The organism is Inhella sp. (assembly GCF_041912635.1).
In the GTDB taxonomy this organism is placed as follows: Bacteria; Pseudomonadota; Gammaproteobacteria; order Burkholderiales; family Burkholderiaceae_C; genus Inhella.
This window is the reverse complement of the sequence record NZ_JAYRMO010000016.1, coordinates 39,469-58,890: the sequence shown is the minus strand read 5'-3', so window position 1 is coordinate 58,890 and position 19,422 is coordinate 39,469. Positions and strand designations below refer to the sequence as shown.

Genomic DNA, 19,422 nt, shown 5'->3' with positions numbered 1-19,422 from the left:
TGAGGCCTAGCGGTCCAATCACATCGAAGCGCTTGATTGATAAGCTTTGCGTATGAATACAGGCAGCCGCCCCCGCATCCCCACCCGCCCCCTGGCGGTCGGCCATCTGCGCGCTTTCGAAGCCGTGGCACGCCTCCTGAACTTCAGCGCGGCGGCCCAGGAACTGGCGTTGACCCAGCCCGCCATCAGCCGGCAGATCAAGGCGCTGGAAGAAGAACTGGGCCTGGCCCTGTTCCAGCGCGGCACCCGCCGCGTGGAGCTGACCCACGCCGGCGCTCAGCTGCTGACGGTGGTGGCACCCCAGTTGGTGGAGCTGGACCGGCGCGTGCGCCAGCTGCGTGCCGACGCCGGCCGTCAGGTCATCAACCTGACCACCTTCGCCTCCTTCGCCAGCCTGTGGCTGCTGCCGCGCCTGGAATCCTTCCAGCAGGCGCACCCGGCGGTGGACATCCGCATCTCCGCCAGCGACGGCGTGCAGGACCTGGACGCCAGCGGCTTCGACGTGGCGCTGAGCTACCACCTCAGCCCGCCACCCGGCGAAGGCGTGGAGCGCCTGTTCGGTGAGGTGCTGGCCCCCGTGCACGGCCCGGCGCGCCAGGCCCGCATCGATGCCGGCGAACTGCCCCCCTTGCGCCGCCCGGCCGACCTGGCCGAGCACACCCTGGCGGAAGAAGACGACAACCGCCCCACCAGCCAGCTGACGCACTGGCGCCCCTGGTTCGAGGCCCAGGGCCTGGGCGACCTGCAACCGCGCCGCTGGCTGCTGCTGAACTACACCCACCAGCAGGTGCAAGCCACGCTGGCCGGCAATGCGCTCACGCTGGCGCGTCTGCCGCTCGTGTACGACCAACTGGAGCGCGGCGAACTAATCGAAACCTTCGGCCCCGCACGCCGCCACCGCACGCCCAGCAGCTACTGGATGCGCCTGGCACGCAGCGCCACCCAGCGCCCCGAGGTGCTGCAGTTCTGCGAGTGGCTGCGCGACCAGGCGGCGCAGACCCGCGCCGCGCTCAGCGTGTAATTCAGGGCGCCAGGTGCCTGGAGAAGAAGGCCTCCAGCCGGTTCGCAAAGTCCAGTTGGGTGTCCTTGCGGCCCCAGCCATGCGCCTCGTCCTTGTAGACCACCCACTCGGGCTCCTGGCCAGCGGCACGCAGGGCCTCCCGCAGGCGCTCGCCATGCGCCAGCGGCACGCGCCGGTCCTGCTCGCCATAGGCCAGCAGCAGTGGCTGCTTCAGGCGACCAGCCTGCAGCACCGGAGACGTGGCTTGGAGCTGCGCGGCGTGCTTCTCCGGGTCGCCGACCCGGCGCGTGAGCAATTGCTCGCGCACCAGGGAACTGGTGTCGGCAGACACCCAGAAGGAGCCCTTGAGCAGCAGGTCCAGGTCGCTGAGCGCCGCCCAGGCGACGCCACAGCGGTACAGCTCGGGGTGGCGGATCAGCCCCATCAAGGCGCTGTAGCCCCCGTAGCTGCCACCGGCAATGCAAGCCTGCGCACCGGCAAGCCTTTGGCCCTGGGCCCAGCGCAAGGCATCGGCCACATCGTTCTGCATCGCCAGTCCCCATTGGCGAAAGCCCGCGCGGAAATGCGCATCGCCAAAACCGGTGCTGCCGCGGAACTCAGGCTCAATCACCAGCCAGCCGCGCGAGGCCAGGAACTGGCTGAGGGGCTCCCATTCCCATTGGCGCCCGCGCACCCAGGGGCCACCGTGTACCAGCACGACCGCCGGGTGCGGGCCCGTGCCGGCCGGATGCGTCAGCCACACCGGCACGCTGAAGCCATCGCGCGCCGGCACCCGGTGCAGGCTGACGCGCGCCATCTGGCCCGGCTCGAGGCCGGGTTGGCGCCGCGCCAAGCCCTGCCAGCGGTCCTCGGCCGGGTGGTAGAGCCAGAACTGGCCGGCATCGCGGTCCGAAGCCGTGCGCACCAGCACCACGGCGTCCTGCGCCTCGCAGCGTCGGCAGTCGATGCGGTTGATCTGCCCTGGAAAGCGCTGGTCGGCCTTGTCCTGCCAAGCCTGACGACGCGCATCCAGCCAAAGGCTGCGTTCGGCATCCGCGACAAAGCGCAGACCGACCAGCCGCCCGCCCTCCAGCACCGGACTGGCCGCCACGTCAAACCCTTCGACCCGCAGAAGCGGTGGGCTCTGCACCTGCTTGCGCTCGAAGTCGTAGCGGCTCAGCACGGCTTCGAGCCCCAGCCCTTCCGGATGGTTGACATAGAGCTGGCCCTGGTCGTCAACAAAGCGCGGTGTCAGCGGCAGTTCGCCCACGGCACTTTCGCTCAGCTGTCGCCACTCGCTCTCACCCGGGGCACGCGCGAACACGCGCTGATGCAGCCCTTCCTGCGTGACCAGCGCGCGTGCCTGGCCTCGGCTGTCGAACAGCCACTGGGCGGCCGGACCTGGCGCATCGACCTCGTAATGGCGGGTGCTGCCAGTGCGAACGTTCAGCCACAGCGGCTGCAGGCCCTTGGCGTCCCAACGGCCGATCACGACCTCATCGCCACCCCCCTCCGGCACCTTCAGCAGCTCATGCCGGAAGTCGAGCGCGCTCTGCCGGTTCATGCTGCGCGACTCCACCGGCCGCCATGAACGGCGCTGGATCAGTTCGCGCGGCTTGGCGCCCTCCAGACCCACCGCGAAAAGCCCCGGGGCCTCGCGCTGCGCCCAGTAGCTGCCGGCATCCATGTCCCAAACGGAGAAGACCAGGCGCTCGTCGTTCACCCACTGAAAGCGCTGAACGTCGACCTCCTTGAACTGCGCCAATGCCTGCGGGCTGCCGCCCGCGCGCAGATCGAGCACATACAAACCTTGCCGCTCTTGCCGCCGGCCAGCCAGGAAGGCCAGGTAGCGCCCCGAGGGCGAGAGTGCCGCGTCCTGCATGGCCGGGCGCTCGAAGAAGCGCTCCGCCGGCACGGCCGCCTGGGCCTGCGCCTGCTCCTGTGCGACCAGCTGGCCAGAAAGGCCCATCAAGGCGCACCACAGCGCCAGCAATCGAAATCCGTTCATGGCGCCAGCAACTCCCGTTCCGTCAAGATCACCGCAAGCGGCAGGTCATGCACCTCGGTCGCGAATTCGCATTCCCCCACGCTCCAGGCCAAACCCACGGCCGTCACGCCCGGGTTGGCCGCCAGCCAGCGGTCAAAGTAGCCGCCGCCATAGCCCAGGCGGTAGCCGCTGCGGGTGAAGCCCAGGCAGGGCACCAGCACCACGTCGGGCTCCACCGGCGCGCCGCTGCTGCAGGGGATGCCCATCTCGTCCTGTGCGCTGGGCGTGCGGCCATCCCAGCGGCGGTAGTGCATTTTTCGGCCTTCACGCAGAGCATAGGGCAAGGCCAACTGCACCTCGGGCAGGGCCTGGCGGGCCCAGAAGGCCGGGGCGTCGAACTCGCCGTCGAGCGGCCAGTACAAGCCCAGGCACAGGGGCTCCAGCTGCTGCAGCAACTGGCGCAGCGGCTCGTTCAGGGCCTGGGCTGCGGCCGCGCCGGCGGGGCTGGCCAGCCAGGCGCTGCGGCGCGCCTTGAGCTCGCGGCGCAGCGCCTGGCGCTCGGGGGCGGGGTTCTGGTGTTCAATGGCGTCCATGCGATTTTTGAAGGTCCTGACTCTGTTGCCATTCTTCCTCGCCAGCGCGCAGGCGCAGCCGGCCGAGGACCCTTTGATGAACCAGGCCCGCGAAGCCTGGCGCAAGCGCGATACAGCTGCCCTGAGCCGCCTGGCCGAGCAGGCCCAGCAGCAGCAACACCTGCTGGCGCCCTGGGTGGATTACTGGCGCACCTTTGCCCGCCTGCCCGCCGCCCAGGTGCCGGAGCTGGAGGCCTTCTACCAGCGCTGGCCCGGCAGCTATGTGGAAGACCGGCTGCGCAACGACTGGCTGCTGGAGCTGGGCCGGCGCCAGGACTGGCCGGCCTTTGCGGCCGACTACCCGCGCTTTCGCATGGACGACGACCGCGACGTCCACTGCCACGCACTGCGCGCCGAGCGAGCGCTGGGCCGGCCGCTGAAGGAAGGCGCCGACGCCAAGCCCTTCAAGGAGCGCGCGCTGGCCGCCTGGCTCGCGCAGCGCGAGGCCGACGAGGCCTGCCATGCCCTGGCCAAGGAGCTGGTCGAGGCCAAGGTCTTTGGCGCGGACGAACTGCGCCGCAAGCTCAACGCCAGCGCCGAGACCGGGCGCGGCAAGGCCTTCACGCAGACCCTGGAGCTGCTGCGCAAGCCCGAGGCCAAGATGCTGCGGGGCGCCTACGACAACCCGGCACGGCACCTGCGCCTCAAGCCCGTGGTGAGCGGCCGCTGGCAGCAGGAGGCCGCCGCCGTGGCCCTGGTGCGCCTGGCCGCCAGCGGCCCCGAGACCGCGCGCGAGCTGCTGGAAGCCCGCTGGGCCAAGGCCTTGGCACTGGCGCTGGAGCAATGGGCCTGGGCCCAGGGCGGGCGCCAGGCCGCGCTGCGCCAGCAGGAGGACGCGGCCGACTGGTTCCGCCGCGCCCTGGCGCTGCGCGCGCCGGCCAGTGAGTGGAGCGAGGAGACCCTGGCCTGGGCCGCACGCGCCGCCCTGCGTGCCAAGGGCGGCGCGGGTGACTGGGAGCTGCTGCGCCAAGTGGTGCAGGCCATGCCCGAGCCGCTGCGCCAGGACCCCGCCTGGACCTATTGGCACGCCCAGGCCCGCTACCGCGCCGCGCCCGAGGGCGAGGCCGGCGAACCCGCGCGCCGCGAAGCCCGGGCGACCCTGGTCAAGCTGGCCGCGCCGCTGCATTTCTACGGCCAGCTCGCGGCCGAGGAACTGGGCCTGCGCCTGGCGCTGCCGGCGGTGCCGGCCCCGCTGAGCCCGGCCGAGCGCCAAGCCGCCGCCCAGCACCCCGGCCTGACGCGCGCGCTGCGCCTGATCGAGCTGGGAATGCGCGGCGAGGGCGTGCGCGAATGGAACTTCAGCCTGCGCGGCATGGCCGAGCGCGAGCTGCTGGCCGCCGCCCAGCGCGCCTGCGAGGCCCAGGTCTGGGACCGCTGCATCAACACCAGCGAAAAGACCACGCAGCAGATCGACCTGACGCAGCGCTACCCCATGCCCTTCCGCGAGCAGCTGGTGGAGCGCGCGCGCGCCGCCGGCCTGCACCCCGCCGACCCCTACGGCCTGATCCGCCAGGAGTCGCGCTTCATCCAGGACGCGCGCAGCGGCGTGGGCGCCAGCGGCCTGATGCAGCTGATGCCCGCCACCGCCAAATGGACGGCGCGCAAGCTCGGCCTGGCCTACAACCCGCAGCGCATCAATGACATGGACCTGAACCTGCGCCTAGGCATGGGCTACTTGCGCATGGTGCTGGACGACTTCGGCGGCGCCCTGCCCTTGGCGGCGGCGGCCTACAACGCCGGCCCCGGCCGGCCGCGCCGCTGGCGCGAAGGCGGCGAGCTCGATGCCGCCGCCTGGGCCGAATTGATCCCCTTCACCGAGACGCGCGACTACGTCAAGAAGGTGCTGGCCAATGCCACCGTCTATGCCCGGCTGATGGGCGAGCCGCAGGCCAGCCTGCGCGAACGCCTGGGCCAGCGCATCGGGCCGCGGCCCACTACCGCCCCAACTTCCAATCAGGATCTGCCATGAAAGTCTTGGTCCTCGGTGGCAGCGGCTTCATCGGCCGCGCCTTGTGCGAAGAACTGCAACGTGCCGGCCACAGCGCCACCGTGCCCACGCGGCGCGACCGCCAATGGCGCGGCCTGGCCCCCTTGCCGGCCGTCACCGTCATCAAGGGCGATGTGCTGGGCGAGGCCGGCCTGCTGGAGCGCCTGCTGCCCGGGCACGATGCCGTCGTCAACTTGATCGCCATCCTGCAGGGCAGCGCGGCCGATTTCGAGCGCGTGCAGGTGCAATGGCCGCACCGCCTGGGCAAGGCCTGCCTGAGCGGCGGCGTGCCGCGGCTCATCCACGTCAGCGCCCTGGGCGTGGAGGGCGGCGAGCGCAGCGGCTCGCTCTACTTGCACGCCAAGGCGCGCGGTGAAGCCACCTTGCGCGCCATGGAGGGGCTCAAGCTCACCGTGCTGCGGCCCTCGGTCGTGTTCGGCGCGCACGACAGCTTCCTCAACCTCTTTGCCAGCCTGCAGCGCGTGTTGCCCCTGATGCTGCTGGGCGGCGCCGACGCCAAGCTGCAACCCGTCTGGGTGGGCGACGTGGCCGCCGCGCTGCGCCGCTGCCTGGAGTGGGACGAGACCATCGGCCACAGCTACGAGCTGGCCGGGCCCGAGGTCAAGACCCTGCGCGAGCTGGTGCGCTACGCCGGCCAGTTGGCCGGCTGCGCCCGCCCCATCCTGCCCCTGCCCGGCCCGCTGGCGATGCTGCAGGCGGCGCTGTTCGAGCTGCTGCCCGGCGGCCTGCTGAGCCGCGACAACCTGCGCTCGCTACAGGTGCCCAATGTGGCCAGCGGCCACCTGCCGGGCCTGCGCGAGCTGGGCCTGCAGGCGCACAGCCTGGGCGCCATCGTGCCCGGCTACCTGGCCCCCGGCCAGGCCGAGGCCCGGCTGGACGACCTGCGCGCACGGCGGTAGGGCCCACCCCCGAAGCGGCTTCGCCGCCTCCCCCTCAAGGGGGCGCCACCAGCGGCCCGGCGGAACCGGATCCGCGGTGGCACTTGATCCGAGCCGCGCCGCGCCGGAGCAGAAACTTAACCTAAATCGACGGAAAACTTCCATGCAACTCATCATCGGCAACAAGAACTACTCCTCCTGGTCTATGCGCCCCTGGGTGCTGCTGAAGCATTTCGGCATCCCCTTCGAAGAGCAGCTGATCTATTTCGACCATTTCCAGCCCGGCTCGCAGTTCAGCGCCACAGCCGCCCAGCACAGCCCCACCGCACGCGTGCCGGTGCTGGTGGAAGACGACGGCTTCAGCACCTGGGACAGCCTGGCGATTGCCGAGCGCGTGGCCGACCTGTTCCCGCAACACCCGGTGTGGCCACGCGAACCCAAGGCCCGCGCCCGCGCCCGCACCCTGGCCGCCACCATGCACAGCGGCTTTGGCGAACTGCGCCGCCTGTGCCCGATGAACATCGAGGCCGACCTGCGCACCGTGGGCGAGCGCCTGCTGACCGAGCACCCCGCCCTGCGCGCCGATCTGCAGCGCCTGCAGGCCCTGTGGGAGCCCGAGCTTCAGGCCCACGGCGGCCCGTGGTTGATGGGCCCCGAGTTCGGCGCCGTGGACGCCTACTTCGCCCCGGTGGCCATGCGCGTCACCCGTTACGGCCTGCCGCTGGGCGCGCGCTGCATGGCCTATGTGCGGGCGCTGGAAGGCAACCCCGCGGTGCAGGCCTGGGTGGCCGACGCGCTGGCCGAGCAGCGCTTTGTGCCGGACGACGAGCCCTACCGCAGCCAAGCCGGCGAGGTGCCGCGCTGATGCAGATCTACGAGGTGGGCGGCGCCGTGCGCGACGCCTTGCTGGGCCGCCCGGTGAGCGACCGCGATTGGGTGGTGGTGGGCGCCACGCCCGAGCAGATGGTGGCGGCCGGCTTCGAGCCGGTGGGCAAGGACTTTCCGGTCTTCCTGCACCCGCGCACGCACGAAGAGCACGCGCTGGCGCGCACCGAGCGCAAGAGCGGGCGCGGCTACAAGGGCTTTGAGGTCTACGCCGCGCCCGAGGTGACGCTGGAAGAAGACCTGGCGCGCCGCGACCTGACCATCAACGCCATCGCCCGCGCCGAGGACGGCCGGCTGATCGACCCCTATGGCGGCCAGCGCGACATTGAGCAGCGCGTGCTGCGCCATGTCAGCCCGGCCTTTGCCGAGGATCCGGTGCGCATCCTGCGTCTGGCGCGCTTCGCCGCCCGTTTCGGTGATTTCACGGTGGCACCGGAAACCCTGGACCTGTGCCGCCAGATGGTGGCCGAGGGCGAGGCCGACCACCTGGTGCCCGAACGCGTGTGGCAGGAGATCGCCCGCGGCCTGATGGAGGCCCACCCGGTGCGCCTGCTGCAGGTGCTGCGCGACTGTGGCGCGCTGGCGCGCATCGCCCCCGAGCTGGAGGCGCTGTGGGGCGTGCCGCAGCCGGCCGCCCACCACCCCGAGGTGGACACCGGCGCGCACATCGAGCTGGTGCTGAACCAATGCGTGGCGATGCAGGCGCCGCTGCCCGTACGCTTCGCGGCGCTCACCCACGACCTTGGCAAGGCCCTCACTCCCGCTGAGGAGCTGCCGCGCCACCGCGGCCACGACCATGGCGGCCTGGCCCCGCTGGCGGCGCTGTGCGCGCGCTGGAAGGTGCCCAACGACGCCCGCGAGCTGGCCGAGCTGGCCTGCGCCCAGCACATCCATGTGCACCAGAGCGGCAGCTTCGAGGCCCCCGCCGTGCAACGCCTGCTGCAGCGCTGCGACGCGCTGCGCCGGCCCGAGCGCTTTGCGCAGCTGATGCAGGTCTGCGAGGCCGACGCGCGCGGCCGCCTCGGTCTGGCGGGCCGCGCCTACCCGCAGGCCGAGCGCCTGCTGGCCGCCCTGGCCGCTGCCCAAGCCGTGGACAGCGCCGCCATTTCCGCCCCGCTGCTGGCGGCCGGCAAGCGCGGCGAAGTGATCGGCCAGGCCATCGAGCAGGCGCGCCGCGCCGCCATCGCCGCTACCCTTGCACCCTCTTCGGGAGATTGAAACCATGCGCGCCAACACCATCCTCGACACCATCGGCAACACCCCCCATGTGCGCATCCAGCGCCTGTTCGGCCCCAGCGCCGAGGTCTGGATCAAGTGCGAGCGCGCCAACCCGGGCGGTTCCATCAAAGACCGCATCGCGCTCTCGATGGTGGAGGCCGCCGAGCGCAGCGGCGCGCTGCGGCCGGGCGGCACCATCATCGAACCCACCTCGGGCAACACCGGCGTGGGCCTGGCGATGGTGGCGGCCGTCAAGGGCTACCAGCTGGTGCTGGTGATGCCCGACAGCATGAGCGTGGAGCGCCGCCGCCTGATGCTGGCTTACGGCGCGCGCTTCGAGCTGACACCGCGTGAGAAGGGCATGAAGGGCGCCATCGCGCGCGCCCAGGAACTGATTGCCGAGACCCCGGGCAGCTGGATGCCGCAACAGTTCGAAAACCCGGCCAATGTCGACATCCACGTCCACACCACCGCCGAAGAGATCGCTGCCGACTTCCCCGACGGCCTGGACGCGCTGATCACCGGCGTGGGCACCGGCGGCCACCTGAGCGGCTGTGCCCGCGTGCTCAAGCAGCGCTGGCCGCAGCTGCAGGTCTTTGCGGTGGAACCCGCCGCCAGCCCGGTCATCAGCGGCGGTCAGCCCGCGCCCCACCCGATCCAGGGCATCGGCGCCGGCTTCATTCCGCTGAACCTGGACACCCGGCTGCTGGACGGCGTGATCGCCGTCGACGCCGAGGCCGCACGCGAGATGGCCCGTCGCTGCGCGCGTGAAGAGGGCATGCTGGTCGGCATCAGCAGCGGTGCCACGCTGCGCGCGATTGAACAGCAACTGCCCAAGCTCAAGCCCGGCGCACGGGTGCTCGGCTTCAATTACGACACCGGGGAGCGCTATCTGTCGGTCGAAGGCTTCCTGCCGACATGAGCCAATACGACGCCCCCGCCGGCGGCCGCGGCGCCGTCAAAGCGAGCCTGGACGCCTTCAGCCAGCAAGGCATCCCGCTCAAGGTGGTGCGCAGCTTCCTCAAGGCCAACAAGCCCGAGGGCTTTGACTGCCCCGGCTGCGCCTTCCCTGACCGCCCCGGCAGCTTCGGCCCCGATTCCTGCGAGCAGGGCCAGAAGGCCATCGCCTGGGAGATGACGCCGCTGAAGGCCGATGCCGCCTTCTTCGGCCGCCACACCCTGGCCGAGCTGCGCCAGTGGAAGGAACGCGACATCGAGGCCGCCGGGCGCCTGACCGAGCCCCTGCTCTACAACCCGGTGACGGACCGCTACGAGCCCATCGCCTGGGCCGATGCGCTGCAGCTGGCGGCGCAGACCCTGCGCGGCCTGGAGCCCACGCGGGTCAGCTTCTACACCTCGGGCCGCGCCAGCAACGAGGCCGCCTTCCTCTGGCAGCTGCTGGCACGCGCCTATGGCTCGGCCAATCTGCCCGATTCCAGCAACCTCTGCCACGAGCCCTCGGGCCTGGCCCTGAAGGCGCAGATCGGGGTGGGCAAGGGCACGGCGCAGCTGAGCGACTTCGAGCAGGCCGACTGCATCCTCGTCATCGGCCAGAACCCCGCCACCAACCACCCGCGCCTGATGGGCACCCTGCACGCCGCCAGCAAACGCGGCGCCACGGTGCTGGCCCTGAACCCGCTGGTGGAGCGCGGCTTCGTCAACTTCGCCGACCCCAAGGACATGGGCGAGATGCTGACGAACCGCGGCCACCGCGTCGCCAAGACGGTCTACACCGTCAAGCCAGGGGGCGACCTGGCCGCGCTCAAGGGCGTGATGAAGCGCTGGGTGGAGCTGGAGGCGCAGGGTCGCAGCGTCTTCGAGCTGCCCTTCATCCAGCAGCATTGCGAAGGCTTCGAGGCCCTGCTGGCCGATTTGCGTGGTGAAGACTGGGGCCGCATCGAACGCGCCAGCGGCCTGCCGCGCGAGGCCCTGCACGAGCTGGCCGAGGAGCTGGCCAAGAGCCGCGCCACGCTGGTGACCTGGTGCATGGGCCTGACCCACCACGAGCACGCCATTGCCACCATCCAGATGGTGGCGAACCTGCAGCTGCTGCGCGGCATGCTGGGGCGGCCCGGTGCCGGCCTGGTGCCCGTGCGCGGCCACAGCAATGTGCAGGGCGACCGCACCATGGGCTGCACCTATGCCGTGCCCGCGCGCTGGCTGGCCAACCAGGAGGCCGAATTTCCCGGCCTGCAGCTGAACCACGGCAGCGGCCTGGATGCGCTGGGCACCGCCGAGGCCCTGCTGCGCGGCGAGCTGCAGGGGCTGCTGAGCCTGGGCGGCAACTTCGCGGTGGCCGGCGCCGACGCACCGCAGGTGCTGGCCGCGCTCTCCAAGACCCCCTTCACCCTGCACATCGCCACCAAGCCCAACCGCACGCACCTGCACCCCGGCCGCGTGGGTCTGCTGCTGCCCTGCCTGAGCCGCACCGATGCCGACCACACCGGCGGGCGCGAGCAGCGCGTCTCGGTGGAGGACTCGATGAGCATGGTGCACGCCTCGCGCGGCATCCAGGCGCCGCTGTCCGAGCAGATGCGCAGCGAGCCGGCCATCGTGGCCCAGCTCGGCCACGCGCTGCTGCACGACGGCTCGGTGCCTTGGTTGGAGCTGATCGAGGACTACGACCGCATCCGCGCGCACATCGAGCACTGCCAGCGCGGCGTGTTCGATGGCTTCGAGGACTTCAACCGCAAGTTGCTCCAACCCGGCGGCTTCTGGCTGCCCAACCCGGCGGCGCGGCGCGAATGGCGCACCGCCAGCGGCAAGGCGCAGCTGGTGGCCCACGCCATCCCCGAAGACGGCCCGCTGGCGCGCGCTCGCGCCCAGCTGCCCGCCGCCGAGCAGGACCAGGTGCTGGGCCTGATGACGGTGCGCAGCCACGACCAGTTCAACACCACCGTCTACGGCCAGGACGACCGCTACCGCAATGTCTTCGGCACGCGCGAGGTGGTGTTCCTCAGCCCCGCCGAGCTGGCCCGCCTGGGCCTGCGCGAAGGTGAGCGGGTGGACGTGGAAGGCCTGCCCATCGACGACGGCCAGACGCGCTGGTTGCGCGGCTTCGAGGTGCGCGCGCTGGAAATGGCAAACGGCTGCTGCGCCGCCTACTTCCCCGAGGCCACGCCCCTGGTGCCGACCGGGCTGGTGGCGAAGGGGGCGCGCACGCCGGCAGCCAAGGCCTTGGCGGTGCGCCTGCACCGCTGCGCTTGAGTCAGGGAAGGCGGGCGCTCAGCGCTCGATCACCGCAAACGCCGAGTGCGCGTGGATGGACTCGAAGTTCTCCACCTCGACGCGGTAGCGGCCGATACGCGCGTCGGCGTTGAGCCGCAGCGCCACCTCGCGCACCAGGTCTTCCACGAAGCGAGGGTTCTCGTAGGCGCGCTCGGTCACCCATTTCTCATCGGCACGCTTGAGCAGCGGCCAGAGTTCGGAGCTGGCACTTTCTTCGGCGAAGCGCACCTGCTCGGCAAAGGGCAGGGGCTGCAGCAGCTCGGCGCGGATCGTCACCAGCGAGCGCTGGTTGTGGGCGCCGTAGTCGCTGATTTCCTTCGAGCAGGGGCAGAGCGACTTCACCGGCACGGTCACCTCCTGCCAGGTGGTGGTGTGGCCGCTGGCGTCGGTCTCGATCACCCAGCGCGCCTGGTGGTCCAGCCGGCTCTCGATGCCTGAGACCGGTGCGCGCTTCTTGATAAAGAGGGTGAAGGCCACCTCGATGCGCCCGGCCTGCGCGCCCAGCAGTTGCAGCATCTGCAGATGGCGCTCGCGCAGCGCGGCGGCGTCCAGCGCCTGCTCGGCGCCGGCTTCCAGCCAGGCGACGAAGCGCGACATATGCGTGCCCTTCTTCTCCGCCGGCAGGGCCACGTCCAGGCTCCACTCGCCCACCGTGCCCTGCTGCTGCGCACCCAGCTTGAGCGTCAGCGGAAAGCGCACGCGCTTGACCCCGACCTGCTGGATCGCCAGATGGCGCTCGTCGCGCTCGCTCTGGGTGTCGGGGATGTGCGTGGTGTGGGCGGTCGGACTCATCGGGACTTCGTTCGGGTCAAGGCGCGCAGCTTCGCACGCCTTGAAATCCCGCAGCGTCAGAAAGCTTGAGCGCTGCGTTCAATCAATCATTCAGGCGCCGTTGACTGCGCGCAGCGTGGGCTGGCCCAGGCGGGCACGGATGCTGCGCTCGATGCCAGCGGCGTCCAGCCCGCATTGCGCCATCAGCAGGGCCGGGTCGCCATGCTCGATGAAGGCGTCAGGCAGGCCGAGCTGCAGCACCGGCACGCTCAGGCCGATGGCGTTCAGGTGTTCGAGCACGGCCGAGCCGGCACCGCCCATCACGCAGGCGTCTTCCAGGGTGACGAGCAGGCGATGGCTGCGCGCCAGGCGCTCCACCAGCGCGCCGTCCAGCGGCTTGACGAAGCGCATGTTCGCCACCGTGGCGTCCAGGCCCTCGGCAGCTTGCAACGCCGGGTAGAGCAAGGTGCCGAAGGCGAGGATGGCCACGCCACCCTGGCCCTGACGGCGCAGCTCGCCCTGGCCCCAGGGCAGCACGGCGAGATCCTTGCCCGGGTCGGCACCGCAACCGGCGCCGCGCGGGTAGCGCACCGTGGCCGGGCCAGGGTGCTGGTAGGCCGTGCTGAGCAGCTGGCGGCACTCGCGTTCATCGGCTGGCGTCAGCACCGCCATGTTCGGGATGCAGCGCGTGAAGGCGATGTCGTAGTTGCCGGCATGGGTCGCGCCGTCGGCCCCCACCAGACCGGCGCGGTCCAGCGCGAAGGTCACATCCAGGTTCTGCAGCGCCACGTCGTGGATCAGCTGGTCGTAGGCGCGCTGCAGGAAGGTGGAGTAGATCGCCAGAACCGGCTTCAGGCCCTCGCAGGCCAGGCCGGCGGCAAAGGTGGCGGCGTGCTGCTCGGCGATGCCGACGTCGTAGTAACGGGTTGGGAAGCGCTTGTGGAACTCCACCATGCCCGAGCCCTCGCGCATCGCGGGGGTGATGCCGACGAGCTTCTGGTCGGCCTCGGCCTGGTCGCAAAGCCACTCTCCAAACACCTGGGTGAAGCTCTTCTTGGCCGGCTTGGTGGAGGGCTGGATGCCCTGCAGCGGGTCGAAGGGCGTGGGGCCGTGGTACTTGACCGGGTCAGCCTCGGCCAGCTTGTAGCCCTGGCCCTTCTTGGTGATGACGTGCAGGAACTGCGGGCCGCGCTTGTGCTTGAGGTTTTCCAGCGTGGGGATCAGCGCGTCCAGATCGTGGCCGTCGATCGGGCCGACGTAGTTGAAGCCGAACTCTTCAAAGATGGTGCCGGGCACGAACATGCCCTTGGTGTGTTCCTCGAAGCGGCGCGCGAACTCGTACAGCGGTGTGTTCTTCAGCACCGACTTGGCGCCCTCGCGCACCTCGCCGTACAGGCTGCCGCTCATCAGGCGCGTCAGGTACTTGTTCAGCGCGCCCACCGGCGGGCTGATCGACATGTCGTTGTCGTTGAGGATGACGAGCAGATCGCCCATCAACCCGCCATGCGCCACGCCGGCGTTGTTCAGGGCCTCGAAGGCCATGCCGGCGGTCATCGCGCCGTCGCCGATGACGGCAATCGCGCGACGCTCCTCGCCCTTGATCTTGGCGGCCATGGCCATGCCATGCGCGGCCGAGATGCTGGTGCTGGAGTGCGCGGTGCCGAAGGTGTCGTACTCGCTCTCATCGCGGCGCGGGAAGCCGGAGAGCCCGCCGAGCTGGCGCAGCGTGTGCATGCGGTCACGCCGGCCGGTCAGGATCTTGTGCGGGTAGGTCTGGTGGCCGACGTCCCAGACGATGCGGTCGCGCGGGGTGTCGAACACCGTGTGCAGGGCGATCGTCAGCTCCACCGTTCCCAGGTTGCTGGAGAAGTGGCCGCCGGTCTTGGAGACCGAGTCGACGACGTACTGGCGCAGCTCACCGGCCAGGCGGTGCAGTTCCGCGCGGCTGAGCTTCTTCAGGTCGGCCGGGCTGTTGATCTGGTTCAGCAGGCTATCGCTCATCTCAACACTCTCTTGCAACGACCTGGAAGGCCAGTTCGCGCAGGCGCTGGCTGCGCAGGCGCGGGGCGGACTCGAGAGCGGCCAGCGCCTCGTCGCGCAGGTGCGTGGCGTAGCGGCGCGAGGCCTCCAGGCCCAGCACGCTCACATAGGTCGGCTTGTTGGCTTCCTGGTCCTTGCCGGCGGTTTTGCCCAACGTGGCGGAATCCTGGGTCACGTCCAGGATGTCGTCCACCACCTGGAAGGCCAGGCCGATGTCGGCGCCGTAGGTCAGCAGGGCCTGATGCTCGGCGGCGCTCGGGTTGCCGCAGGCCGCGCCCATCATCACGCTGGCCTGCAGCAGCAGGCCGGTCTTGCGGCGGTGCATGTCGCGCAGCTGGGTCTCGTTCAGCGGCTGGCCGATGGCAGCCAGATCGATCGCCTGGCCGCCGGCCATGCCGGCGTGGCCGGAGGCACGCGCCAGCAGAGCACAGAGCCGCGCCTGCAGCGCCAGGTCCAGGCCGCCGTCGGGCGTCAGCACCTCGAAGGCCAGGGCCTGCATGGCGTCGCCGGCCAGCATGGCCTGGGCCTCGCCAAAGGCCACATGCACGGTGGGCTTGCCACGGCGCAGCACGTCGTTGTCCATGCAGGGCATGTCGTCGTGCACCAGGGAGTAGGCGTGAATCAATTCCACCGCAATGGCGGCGCGCTCGGCAGCGGCGGTTTCACCCTGCACGGCCTCGCAGGCGGCCAGGGCCAGCAGCGGGCGCAGGCGCTTGCCGCCTTCCAGCACCGCATAGCGCATGGCCTCACCCAGCCCCGCCGGGGCTTCCAGCGGCACCCAGGCGTCCAGCAGGGTCTCGCAGCGTTGGCGCTGGGCCGCGGCCCAGGCGTCGAAATTCAGGTCGCTCATGCGGAGCCGTCCTCCCAGGCCTTCAGCGTGCCTTCGTCCAGCAGCTTCACTTGTTGTTCCACCGACTGCAGGCGCTCACGGCAGAAACCCAGCAGCTCGGCCCCGCGTTGGTAGCCGCTCAGCAGCTGCTCCAGCGGCAATGCGCCGCCTTCCATGGCGCCGACCAATTGCTCCAGTTCGGCCAGCGCGGCATCAAAGCTTGCGGGAACAGGGGGTTTCGCGCTTTTGGGCATGGCCGGCGACAGAAAAAGGGGCGCGATTGTAGGCGGCCACCCCCCAGGAGAACCCCAGATCCCCCGCTTAGGGAGGGTGATCAAAGCCCGCCCACGGCGGGTGGGTTTTTACGGAGGATGGCTAGAATCCGACCCCCCTCGCGCGCCGTGCGCCAGGGTTCGCAAGCCCGGTGTCGCCGGGCTTTTGTACGTCGAAGGGCCGCCGCTCATCCCAAGCGGCCCGAACGACGGGTGTCTTGGAGACCCTTGGATCATGTCGGATCTGAGCTTGGCCATCGGGGCGCTGAAAAGCGGTCACACCACGCAGCTCCCCGTTTCTGCTTATTTCGATCAGGCGCTCTATGAGCGCGAGCAGGAGCGCATCATCCGACCTGGCCCTCGCTACATCGGGCACCAGCTGGCCGTGCCCGAGGTGGGTGATTACCTGGCCCTGGCCCAGGAAGGCGAAGGCCGCGCCCTGGTGCGCGGGCACGAGGGCGTGCAGCTCATTTCCAACATCTGCCGCCACCGTCAGGCCGTGATGCTGAAGGGCCGCGGCAACAGCGGCAGCAACATCGTCTGCCCGCTGCACCGCTGGACCTACGGCCTGCAGGGCGAGCTGATCGGCGCGCCGCACTTCCCCGAAGACCCCTGCCTGCACCTGAACCGCTGGAATCTGCGCGAGTGGAACGGCCTGCTGTTCGAGGACAACGGTCGCGACATCGCTGCCGATCTGGCCGGCCTGCAGGTGGCCCAGGACCTGGACTTCAGCGGCTATGTGCTCGACAAGGTGCAGGTGCACGAGTGCAACTACAACTGGAAGACCTTCATCGAGGTCTATCTGGAGGACTACCACGTCGGCCCCTTCCACCCCGGCCTGGGGCAGTTCGTCACCTGTGACGACCTTGCCTGGCAATGGGGCAAGGAGTTCTCGGTGCAGACCGTGGGCGTCAAGGGCGCGCTGGACAAGCCCGGCTCCAAGGTCTACCGCCGCTGGCACGACGCCCTGATGAAGTTCCGCGAGGGCCAGCCGCCCAAGCAGGGCGCCATCTGGCTGACCTACTACCCGACCCTGATGGTCGAGTGGTACCCGCATGTGCTGGTGGTCTCCAACTTGTATCCGCAGGGGCCGAACAAGACGCTCAATGTGGTCGAGTTCTTCTACCCCGAAGAGATCGCCGCTTTCGAGCGCGAGTTCGTCGAGGCTCAGCAGGCCGCCTACATGGAAACCTGCATCGAGGACGACGAGATCGGCGAGCGCATGGATGCGGGGCGTCGCGCCCTGTTCGAGCGCGGCGACAACGAGGTCGGCCCCTACCAGAGCCCGATGGAAGACGGCATGAAGCACTTCCACCAGTGGTACCGCCAGAAAATGGCGCTTTGAACGCAACGCCCGGTCCGCCGGGCGTTTTTCATTCCCCATGCCCGCACCTTTCCTGATGCTCGGCGCCGCCCTGCTGTTCAGCCTGATGGGCCTGTGCGTCAAGCTCGCCAGCAGCCAGTACAGCCCCAGCGAGATCCTGCTGGTGCGCAGCCTGGTGGGCGTGGCCCTGCTGCTCCTGCTGGCGCGCTGGCGCGGCGTGGCCCTGGGCACGCGCCTGCCCTGGATGCATGTGTGGCGCGGCGTCATCGGCGTGGCGGCGCTGCTGCTGTGGTTCTGGGCCATCGCCGGCCTGCCGCTGGCCACGGCGATGACGCTGAACCAGATGAGTGCGATCTGGATGGCGCTGTTCCTGCTGGGTGGCGCCATCCTGTTGGGCGGCAAGAGCCTGGACCCGCGGCTGATCGTGGCCGTGCTGGTGGGTTTTGTGGGCGTGGCCCTGGTGCTGCAGCCCACGTTTGCGCGCGACCAACTACCTTGGGGCCTGGCCGGCCTGGCCTCAGGCATGCTCGCAGCCATGGCCTATCTGCAGGTCACCGCGCTGGGCCGTGCGGGCGAGCCGGAGATCCGCGTGGTCTTCTACTTCTCGCTCGCCGGCGTCGTCGCGGCCGGCCTGCTCTCGCTCTTCACGCCGGCGCCACTTCGGCCGCAGGGCCATACCCTCTACGGCATGGCCTTGCTGCTGGCCGTGGGCATCAGCGCCACCCTGGCCCAGGTGCTGATGACCGCCGCCTACGCGCGCGGCAAGATGCTGGCCAATGCCAGCCTGAACTACAGCGGCATCGTGTTCTCGGCCCTGCTGGGCTGGCTGGTGTTCGACGAAGCGCCGGGCTGGCTGGCGCTGCTGGGCATGCTGCTGATCGTCGGCGCCGGGCTCACCGCCACCTTGCTGCGCAGCCGTCAAGCGAAAGACCTTCCTTCGGACGCCCACAATGAATGACATGCTGATCTCCGCCTCCGACCTGCAGCGTGAACTGCAGGGCCCCAATCCGCCGCTGCTGTTCGACTGCCGCTTCGAGCTCGGCAACCCGCAGGCCGGCCGTGCCGCCTATGCGCAGGGCCATCTGCCCGGCGCGCAATACCTGCATCTGGACGAAGACCTGAGCGCCCCGCTGCATGACGCCGCCGGGCGCTTCCGCGGCCGCCACCCGCTGCCCACGCGCGAGGAGTTCGCCGCCCGGTTGGCGGCGCGCGGCTGGCAGCAGGGCCGCGCGGTGGTCGCGTATGACGGCAGCGGGGGCATGTTTGCCGTGCGCCTGTGGTGGATGCTGCGCTGGCTGGGCGAGAGCTCCGTGCGCCTGCTGGATGGCGGCTTCGGCGCCTGGCAGGCCGCGGGCTTGCCGCTGCAGACCGGCACCCCCGCCGGCAGCGCGCTGCCGCCCCCAAGCACTTTGCCCGCGCCCGGCATGGCCACCATCGACGCGGCCGGCCTGCTGGCGCAGTTGGGCCGCCAGGCCCTGGTGGACGCCCGCGCCCCCGAGCGCTACCGCGGCGAGGTCGAACCCCTGGACCGCCAGGCCGGCCACATCCCCGGCGCCCTGAACCGCCCCTTCGCGCTCAATTTGCAGCCCGACGGCCGCTTCAAGCCGGCGGCGCAGCTGCGCGCCGAATGGCAGGCTCTGCTGGGCGAGGCACCGGGCGAGGTGCTGCACCAATGCGGCTCGGGTGTCACTGCCTGCCACAACCTCTTCAGCCAGGCCCTGGCCGGCCTGGGCGAGGGCCGGCTCTACCCGGGCTCCTGGAGCGAATGGAGCGCCGACCCGAGCCGCCCGCTGGCACGGTCTTGACGAAGCGCAAGGCCGCCCCGCGGGGCGGCCGGCAGACTGACGGGGTCTTCAACGGGAGCCTCGCATGTACGCCCGCATCCTCGTCACCACCGATGGGTCCGACATCACCGCCACCGCCGTGGCCCAGGCGGTGGAACTGGCCCAGAAGCTCGGCAGCCAGCTGTACGCGCTGACCGTCACCGAGCCCTACCCCTACAGCCCGCTGGCCGAGACCCAGCCCATCAGCCCCCAGGAACACCTGGACGCCGAGTTGCGCGTGGCCAACGCCCGCCTGCTGGCGGTGCAGAACGCCGCCAGCGCAGCCGGCGTGCGCTGCGAGGCCAGCAGCGTCGAGGGCAACCAGCCCTGGCGCGCCATCGTCGACCACGCCGAGCGCATCAAGGCCGATCTGCTCGTCATGGCCAGCCATGGCCGTCGCGGCGTCTCGGCCCTGCTGCTGGGCAGCGAGACCCAAAAGGTGTTGACGCACAGCAAGATCCCCGTGCTGGTGGTGCGTTGAAACCCTGGCTTGCACAGCGAAGGCTGGCCCTTCGCGCAGCGCTGCA

At 70.4% G+C, this 19,422-nt stretch carries 17 protein-coding genes; 11 read left to right on the top strand and 6 right to left on the bottom strand.

The genetic code is table 11. The annotated features are described in order from the left end of the window. Positions 1-52: 52 nt before the first annotated feature. Complete coding sequence (locus tag ACE3QP_RS11150) at positions 53-1,021, top strand: LysR family transcriptional regulator (protein WP_374436083.1); 969 nt, start codon at positions 53-55, stop codon at positions 1,019-1,021. Between the two features lies 1 nt (position 1,022). Here ACE3QP_RS11150 and ACE3QP_RS11145 read toward each other — a convergent pair whose 3' ends face one another. Continuing rightward, entirely contained in the window at positions 1,023-3,008 is a 1,986-nt protein-coding gene (locus ACE3QP_RS11145; protein ID WP_374436081.1) for an alpha/beta hydrolase family protein, read from the bottom strand. Then, entirely contained in the window at positions 3,005-3,580 is a 576-nt protein-coding gene (locus tag ACE3QP_RS11140) for a 5-formyltetrahydrofolate cyclo-ligase (RefSeq protein WP_374436079.1), read from the bottom strand. The genes ACE3QP_RS11145 and ACE3QP_RS11140 overlap by 4 nt, the downstream gene beginning before the upstream one ends. Positions 3,581-3,605: 25 nt before the next feature. On the opposite strand from ACE3QP_RS11140, the gene ACE3QP_RS11135 reads away from it, so the two are divergent. The 6 genes from ACE3QP_RS11135 (at position 3,606) to ACE3QP_RS11110 (ending at position 11,815) form a co-directional block, all read left to right on the top strand. After that, positions 3,606-5,588 carry a transglycosylase SLT domain-containing protein gene (locus tag ACE3QP_RS11135; RefSeq protein ID WP_374436078.1) on the top strand — a complete coding sequence of 661 codons (1,983 nt, stop codon included), beginning with the start codon at positions 3,606-3,608 and terminating at the stop codon, positions 5,586-5,588. Continuing rightward, positions 5,585-6,526, top strand: coding sequence for a complex I NDUFA9 subunit family protein (locus ACE3QP_RS11130; RefSeq protein WP_374436076.1), 942 nt, complete (start codon positions 5,585-5,587; stop codon positions 6,524-6,526). The genes ACE3QP_RS11135 and ACE3QP_RS11130 overlap by 4 nt, the downstream gene beginning before the upstream one ends. Positions 6,527-6,668: 142 nt before the next feature. Continuing rightward, the gene (locus tag ACE3QP_RS11125) at positions 6,669-7,370 is read left to right on the top strand and encodes a glutathione S-transferase family protein (RefSeq protein WP_374436074.1); all 702 of its coding nucleotides are present in this window, start codon (positions 6,669-6,671) and stop codon (positions 7,368-7,370) included. Then, on the top strand, positions 7,370-8,608 hold the full coding sequence (locus ACE3QP_RS11120) for a multifunctional CCA addition/repair protein (protein ID WP_374436073.1): 1,239 nt from the start codon (positions 7,370-7,372) through the stop codon (positions 8,606-8,608). The genes ACE3QP_RS11125 and ACE3QP_RS11120 overlap by 1 nt, the downstream gene beginning before the upstream one ends. A 4-nt stretch (positions 8,609-8,612) precedes the next feature. Beyond that, positions 8,613-9,530 (top strand): cysteine synthase A, encoded by a 918-nt coding sequence (cysK, locus tag ACE3QP_RS11115; protein WP_374436071.1) that lies wholly within the window; start codon positions 8,613-8,615, stop codon positions 9,528-9,530. Continuing rightward, positions 9,527-11,815 carry an FdhF/YdeP family oxidoreductase gene (locus ACE3QP_RS11110; RefSeq protein WP_374436069.1) on the top strand — a complete coding sequence of 763 codons (2,289 nt, stop codon included), beginning with the start codon at positions 9,527-9,529 and terminating at the stop codon, positions 11,813-11,815. Before cysK ends, ACE3QP_RS11110 begins: the two co-directional genes overlap by 4 nt. Positions 11,816-11,833: 18 nt before the next feature. Here the strand turns inward: ACE3QP_RS11110 and folE2 are convergent, their stop codons facing one another. The 4 genes from folE2 to ACE3QP_RS11090 all read right to left on the bottom strand — a co-directional run bounded on the left by folE2 (position 11,834) and on the right by ACE3QP_RS11090 (position 15,730). Beyond that, positions 11,834-12,628, bottom strand: coding sequence for a GTP cyclohydrolase FolE2 (gene folE2 / locus ACE3QP_RS11105; protein ID WP_374436068.1), 795 nt, complete (start codon positions 12,626-12,628; stop codon positions 11,834-11,836). 90 nt (positions 12,629-12,718) lie between these two features. After that, entirely contained in the window at positions 12,719-14,608 is a 1,890-nt protein-coding gene (gene dxs, locus ACE3QP_RS11100; protein WP_374436067.1) for a 1-deoxy-D-xylulose-5-phosphate synthase, read from the bottom strand. Between the two features lies 1 nt (position 14,609). Beyond that, positions 14,610-15,497 (bottom strand): polyprenyl synthetase family protein, encoded by an 888-nt coding sequence (locus tag ACE3QP_RS11095; protein WP_374436065.1) that lies wholly within the window; start codon positions 15,495-15,497, stop codon positions 14,610-14,612. Beyond that, positions 15,494-15,730 (bottom strand): exodeoxyribonuclease VII small subunit, encoded by a 237-nt coding sequence (locus tag ACE3QP_RS11090; RefSeq protein WP_198111978.1) that lies wholly within the window; start codon positions 15,728-15,730, stop codon positions 15,494-15,496. The genes ACE3QP_RS11095 and ACE3QP_RS11090 overlap by 4 nt, the downstream gene beginning before the upstream one ends. 253 nt (positions 15,731-15,983) lie before the next feature. Here ACE3QP_RS11090 and ACE3QP_RS11085 point away from each other — a divergent pair, with 253 nt between their 5' ends. From ACE3QP_RS11085 to ACE3QP_RS11070, 4 genes are all read left to right on the top strand, one after another. Beyond that, the gene (locus ACE3QP_RS11085; protein WP_374436063.1) at positions 15,984-17,093 is read left to right on the top strand and encodes an aromatic ring-hydroxylating dioxygenase subunit alpha; all 1,110 of its coding nucleotides are present in this window, start codon (positions 15,984-15,986) and stop codon (positions 17,091-17,093) included. A 37-nt stretch (positions 17,094-17,130) separates the two neighbouring features. Beyond that, positions 17,131-18,030: a DMT family transporter gene (locus ACE3QP_RS11080; protein WP_374436062.1), complete on the top strand. Its 900-nt coding sequence runs from the start codon at positions 17,131-17,133 to the stop codon at positions 18,028-18,030. Beyond that, positions 18,023-18,877: a sulfurtransferase gene (locus ACE3QP_RS11075; RefSeq protein ID WP_374436060.1), complete on the top strand. Its 855-nt coding sequence runs from the start codon at positions 18,023-18,025 to the stop codon at positions 18,875-18,877. The genes ACE3QP_RS11080 and ACE3QP_RS11075 overlap by 8 nt, the downstream gene beginning before the upstream one ends. A 64-nt stretch (positions 18,878-18,941) precedes the next feature. Next, the gene (locus tag ACE3QP_RS11070) at positions 18,942-19,376 is read left to right on the top strand and encodes a universal stress protein (RefSeq protein ID WP_374436059.1); all 435 of its coding nucleotides are present in this window, start codon (positions 18,942-18,944) and stop codon (positions 19,374-19,376) included. The last annotated feature ends 46 nt before the right edge of the window (positions 19,377-19,422 follow it).

Bases quoted from the DNA above. Each gene is read 5' to 3' on its own strand.
- ACE3QP_RS11150 (WP_374436083.1), top strand. From the start codon at position 53: ATGAATACAGGCAGCCGCCCCCGCATCCCCACCCGCCCCCTGGCGGTC.
- ACE3QP_RS11145 (WP_374436081.1), bottom strand. From the start codon at position 3,008: ATGAACGGATTTCGATTGCTGGCGCTGTGGTGCGCCTTGATGGGCCTT.
- ACE3QP_RS11140 (WP_374436079.1), bottom strand. From the start codon at position 3,580: ATGGACGCCATTGAACACCAGAACCCCGCCCCCGAGCGCCAGGCGCTG.
- ACE3QP_RS11130 (WP_374436076.1), top strand. From the start codon at position 5,585: ATGAAAGTCTTGGTCCTCGGTGGCAGCGGCTTCATCGGCCGCGCCTTG.
- ACE3QP_RS11125 (WP_374436074.1), top strand. From the start codon at position 6,669: ATGCAACTCATCATCGGCAACAAGAACTACTCCTCCTGGTCTATGCGC.
- ACE3QP_RS11120 (WP_374436073.1), top strand. From the start codon at position 7,370: ATGCAGATCTACGAGGTGGGCGGCGCCGTGCGCGACGCCTTGCTGGGC.
- cysK (WP_374436071.1), top strand. From the start codon at position 8,613: ATGCGCGCCAACACCATCCTCGACACCATCGGCAACACCCCCCATGTG.
- ACE3QP_RS11110 (WP_374436069.1), top strand. From the start codon at position 9,527: ATGAGCCAATACGACGCCCCCGCCGGCGGCCGCGGCGCCGTCAAAGCG.
- folE2 (WP_374436068.1), bottom strand. From the start codon at position 12,628: ATGAGTCCGACCGCCCACACCACGCACATCCCCGACACCCAGAGCGAG.
- dxs (WP_374436067.1), bottom strand. From the start codon at position 14,608: ATGAGCGATAGCCTGCTGAACCAGATCAACAGCCCGGCCGACCTGAAG.
- ACE3QP_RS11095 (WP_374436065.1), bottom strand. From the start codon at position 15,497: ATGAGCGACCTGAATTTCGACGCCTGGGCCGCGGCCCAGCGCCAACGC.
- ACE3QP_RS11090 (WP_198111978.1), bottom strand. From the start codon at position 15,730: ATGCCCAAAAGCGCGAAACCCCCTGTTCCCGCAAGCTTTGATGCCGCG.
- ACE3QP_RS11085 (WP_374436063.1), top strand. From the start codon at position 15,984: ATGTCGGATCTGAGCTTGGCCATCGGGGCGCTGAAAAGCGGTCACACC.
- ACE3QP_RS11080 (WP_374436062.1), top strand. From the start codon at position 17,131: ATGCCCGCACCTTTCCTGATGCTCGGCGCCGCCCTGCTGTTCAGCCTG.
- ACE3QP_RS11075 (WP_374436060.1), top strand. From the start codon at position 18,023: ATGAATGACATGCTGATCTCCGCCTCCGACCTGCAGCGTGAACTGCAG.
- ACE3QP_RS11070 (WP_374436059.1), top strand. From the start codon at position 18,942: ATGTACGCCCGCATCCTCGTCACCACCGATGGGTCCGACATCACCGCC.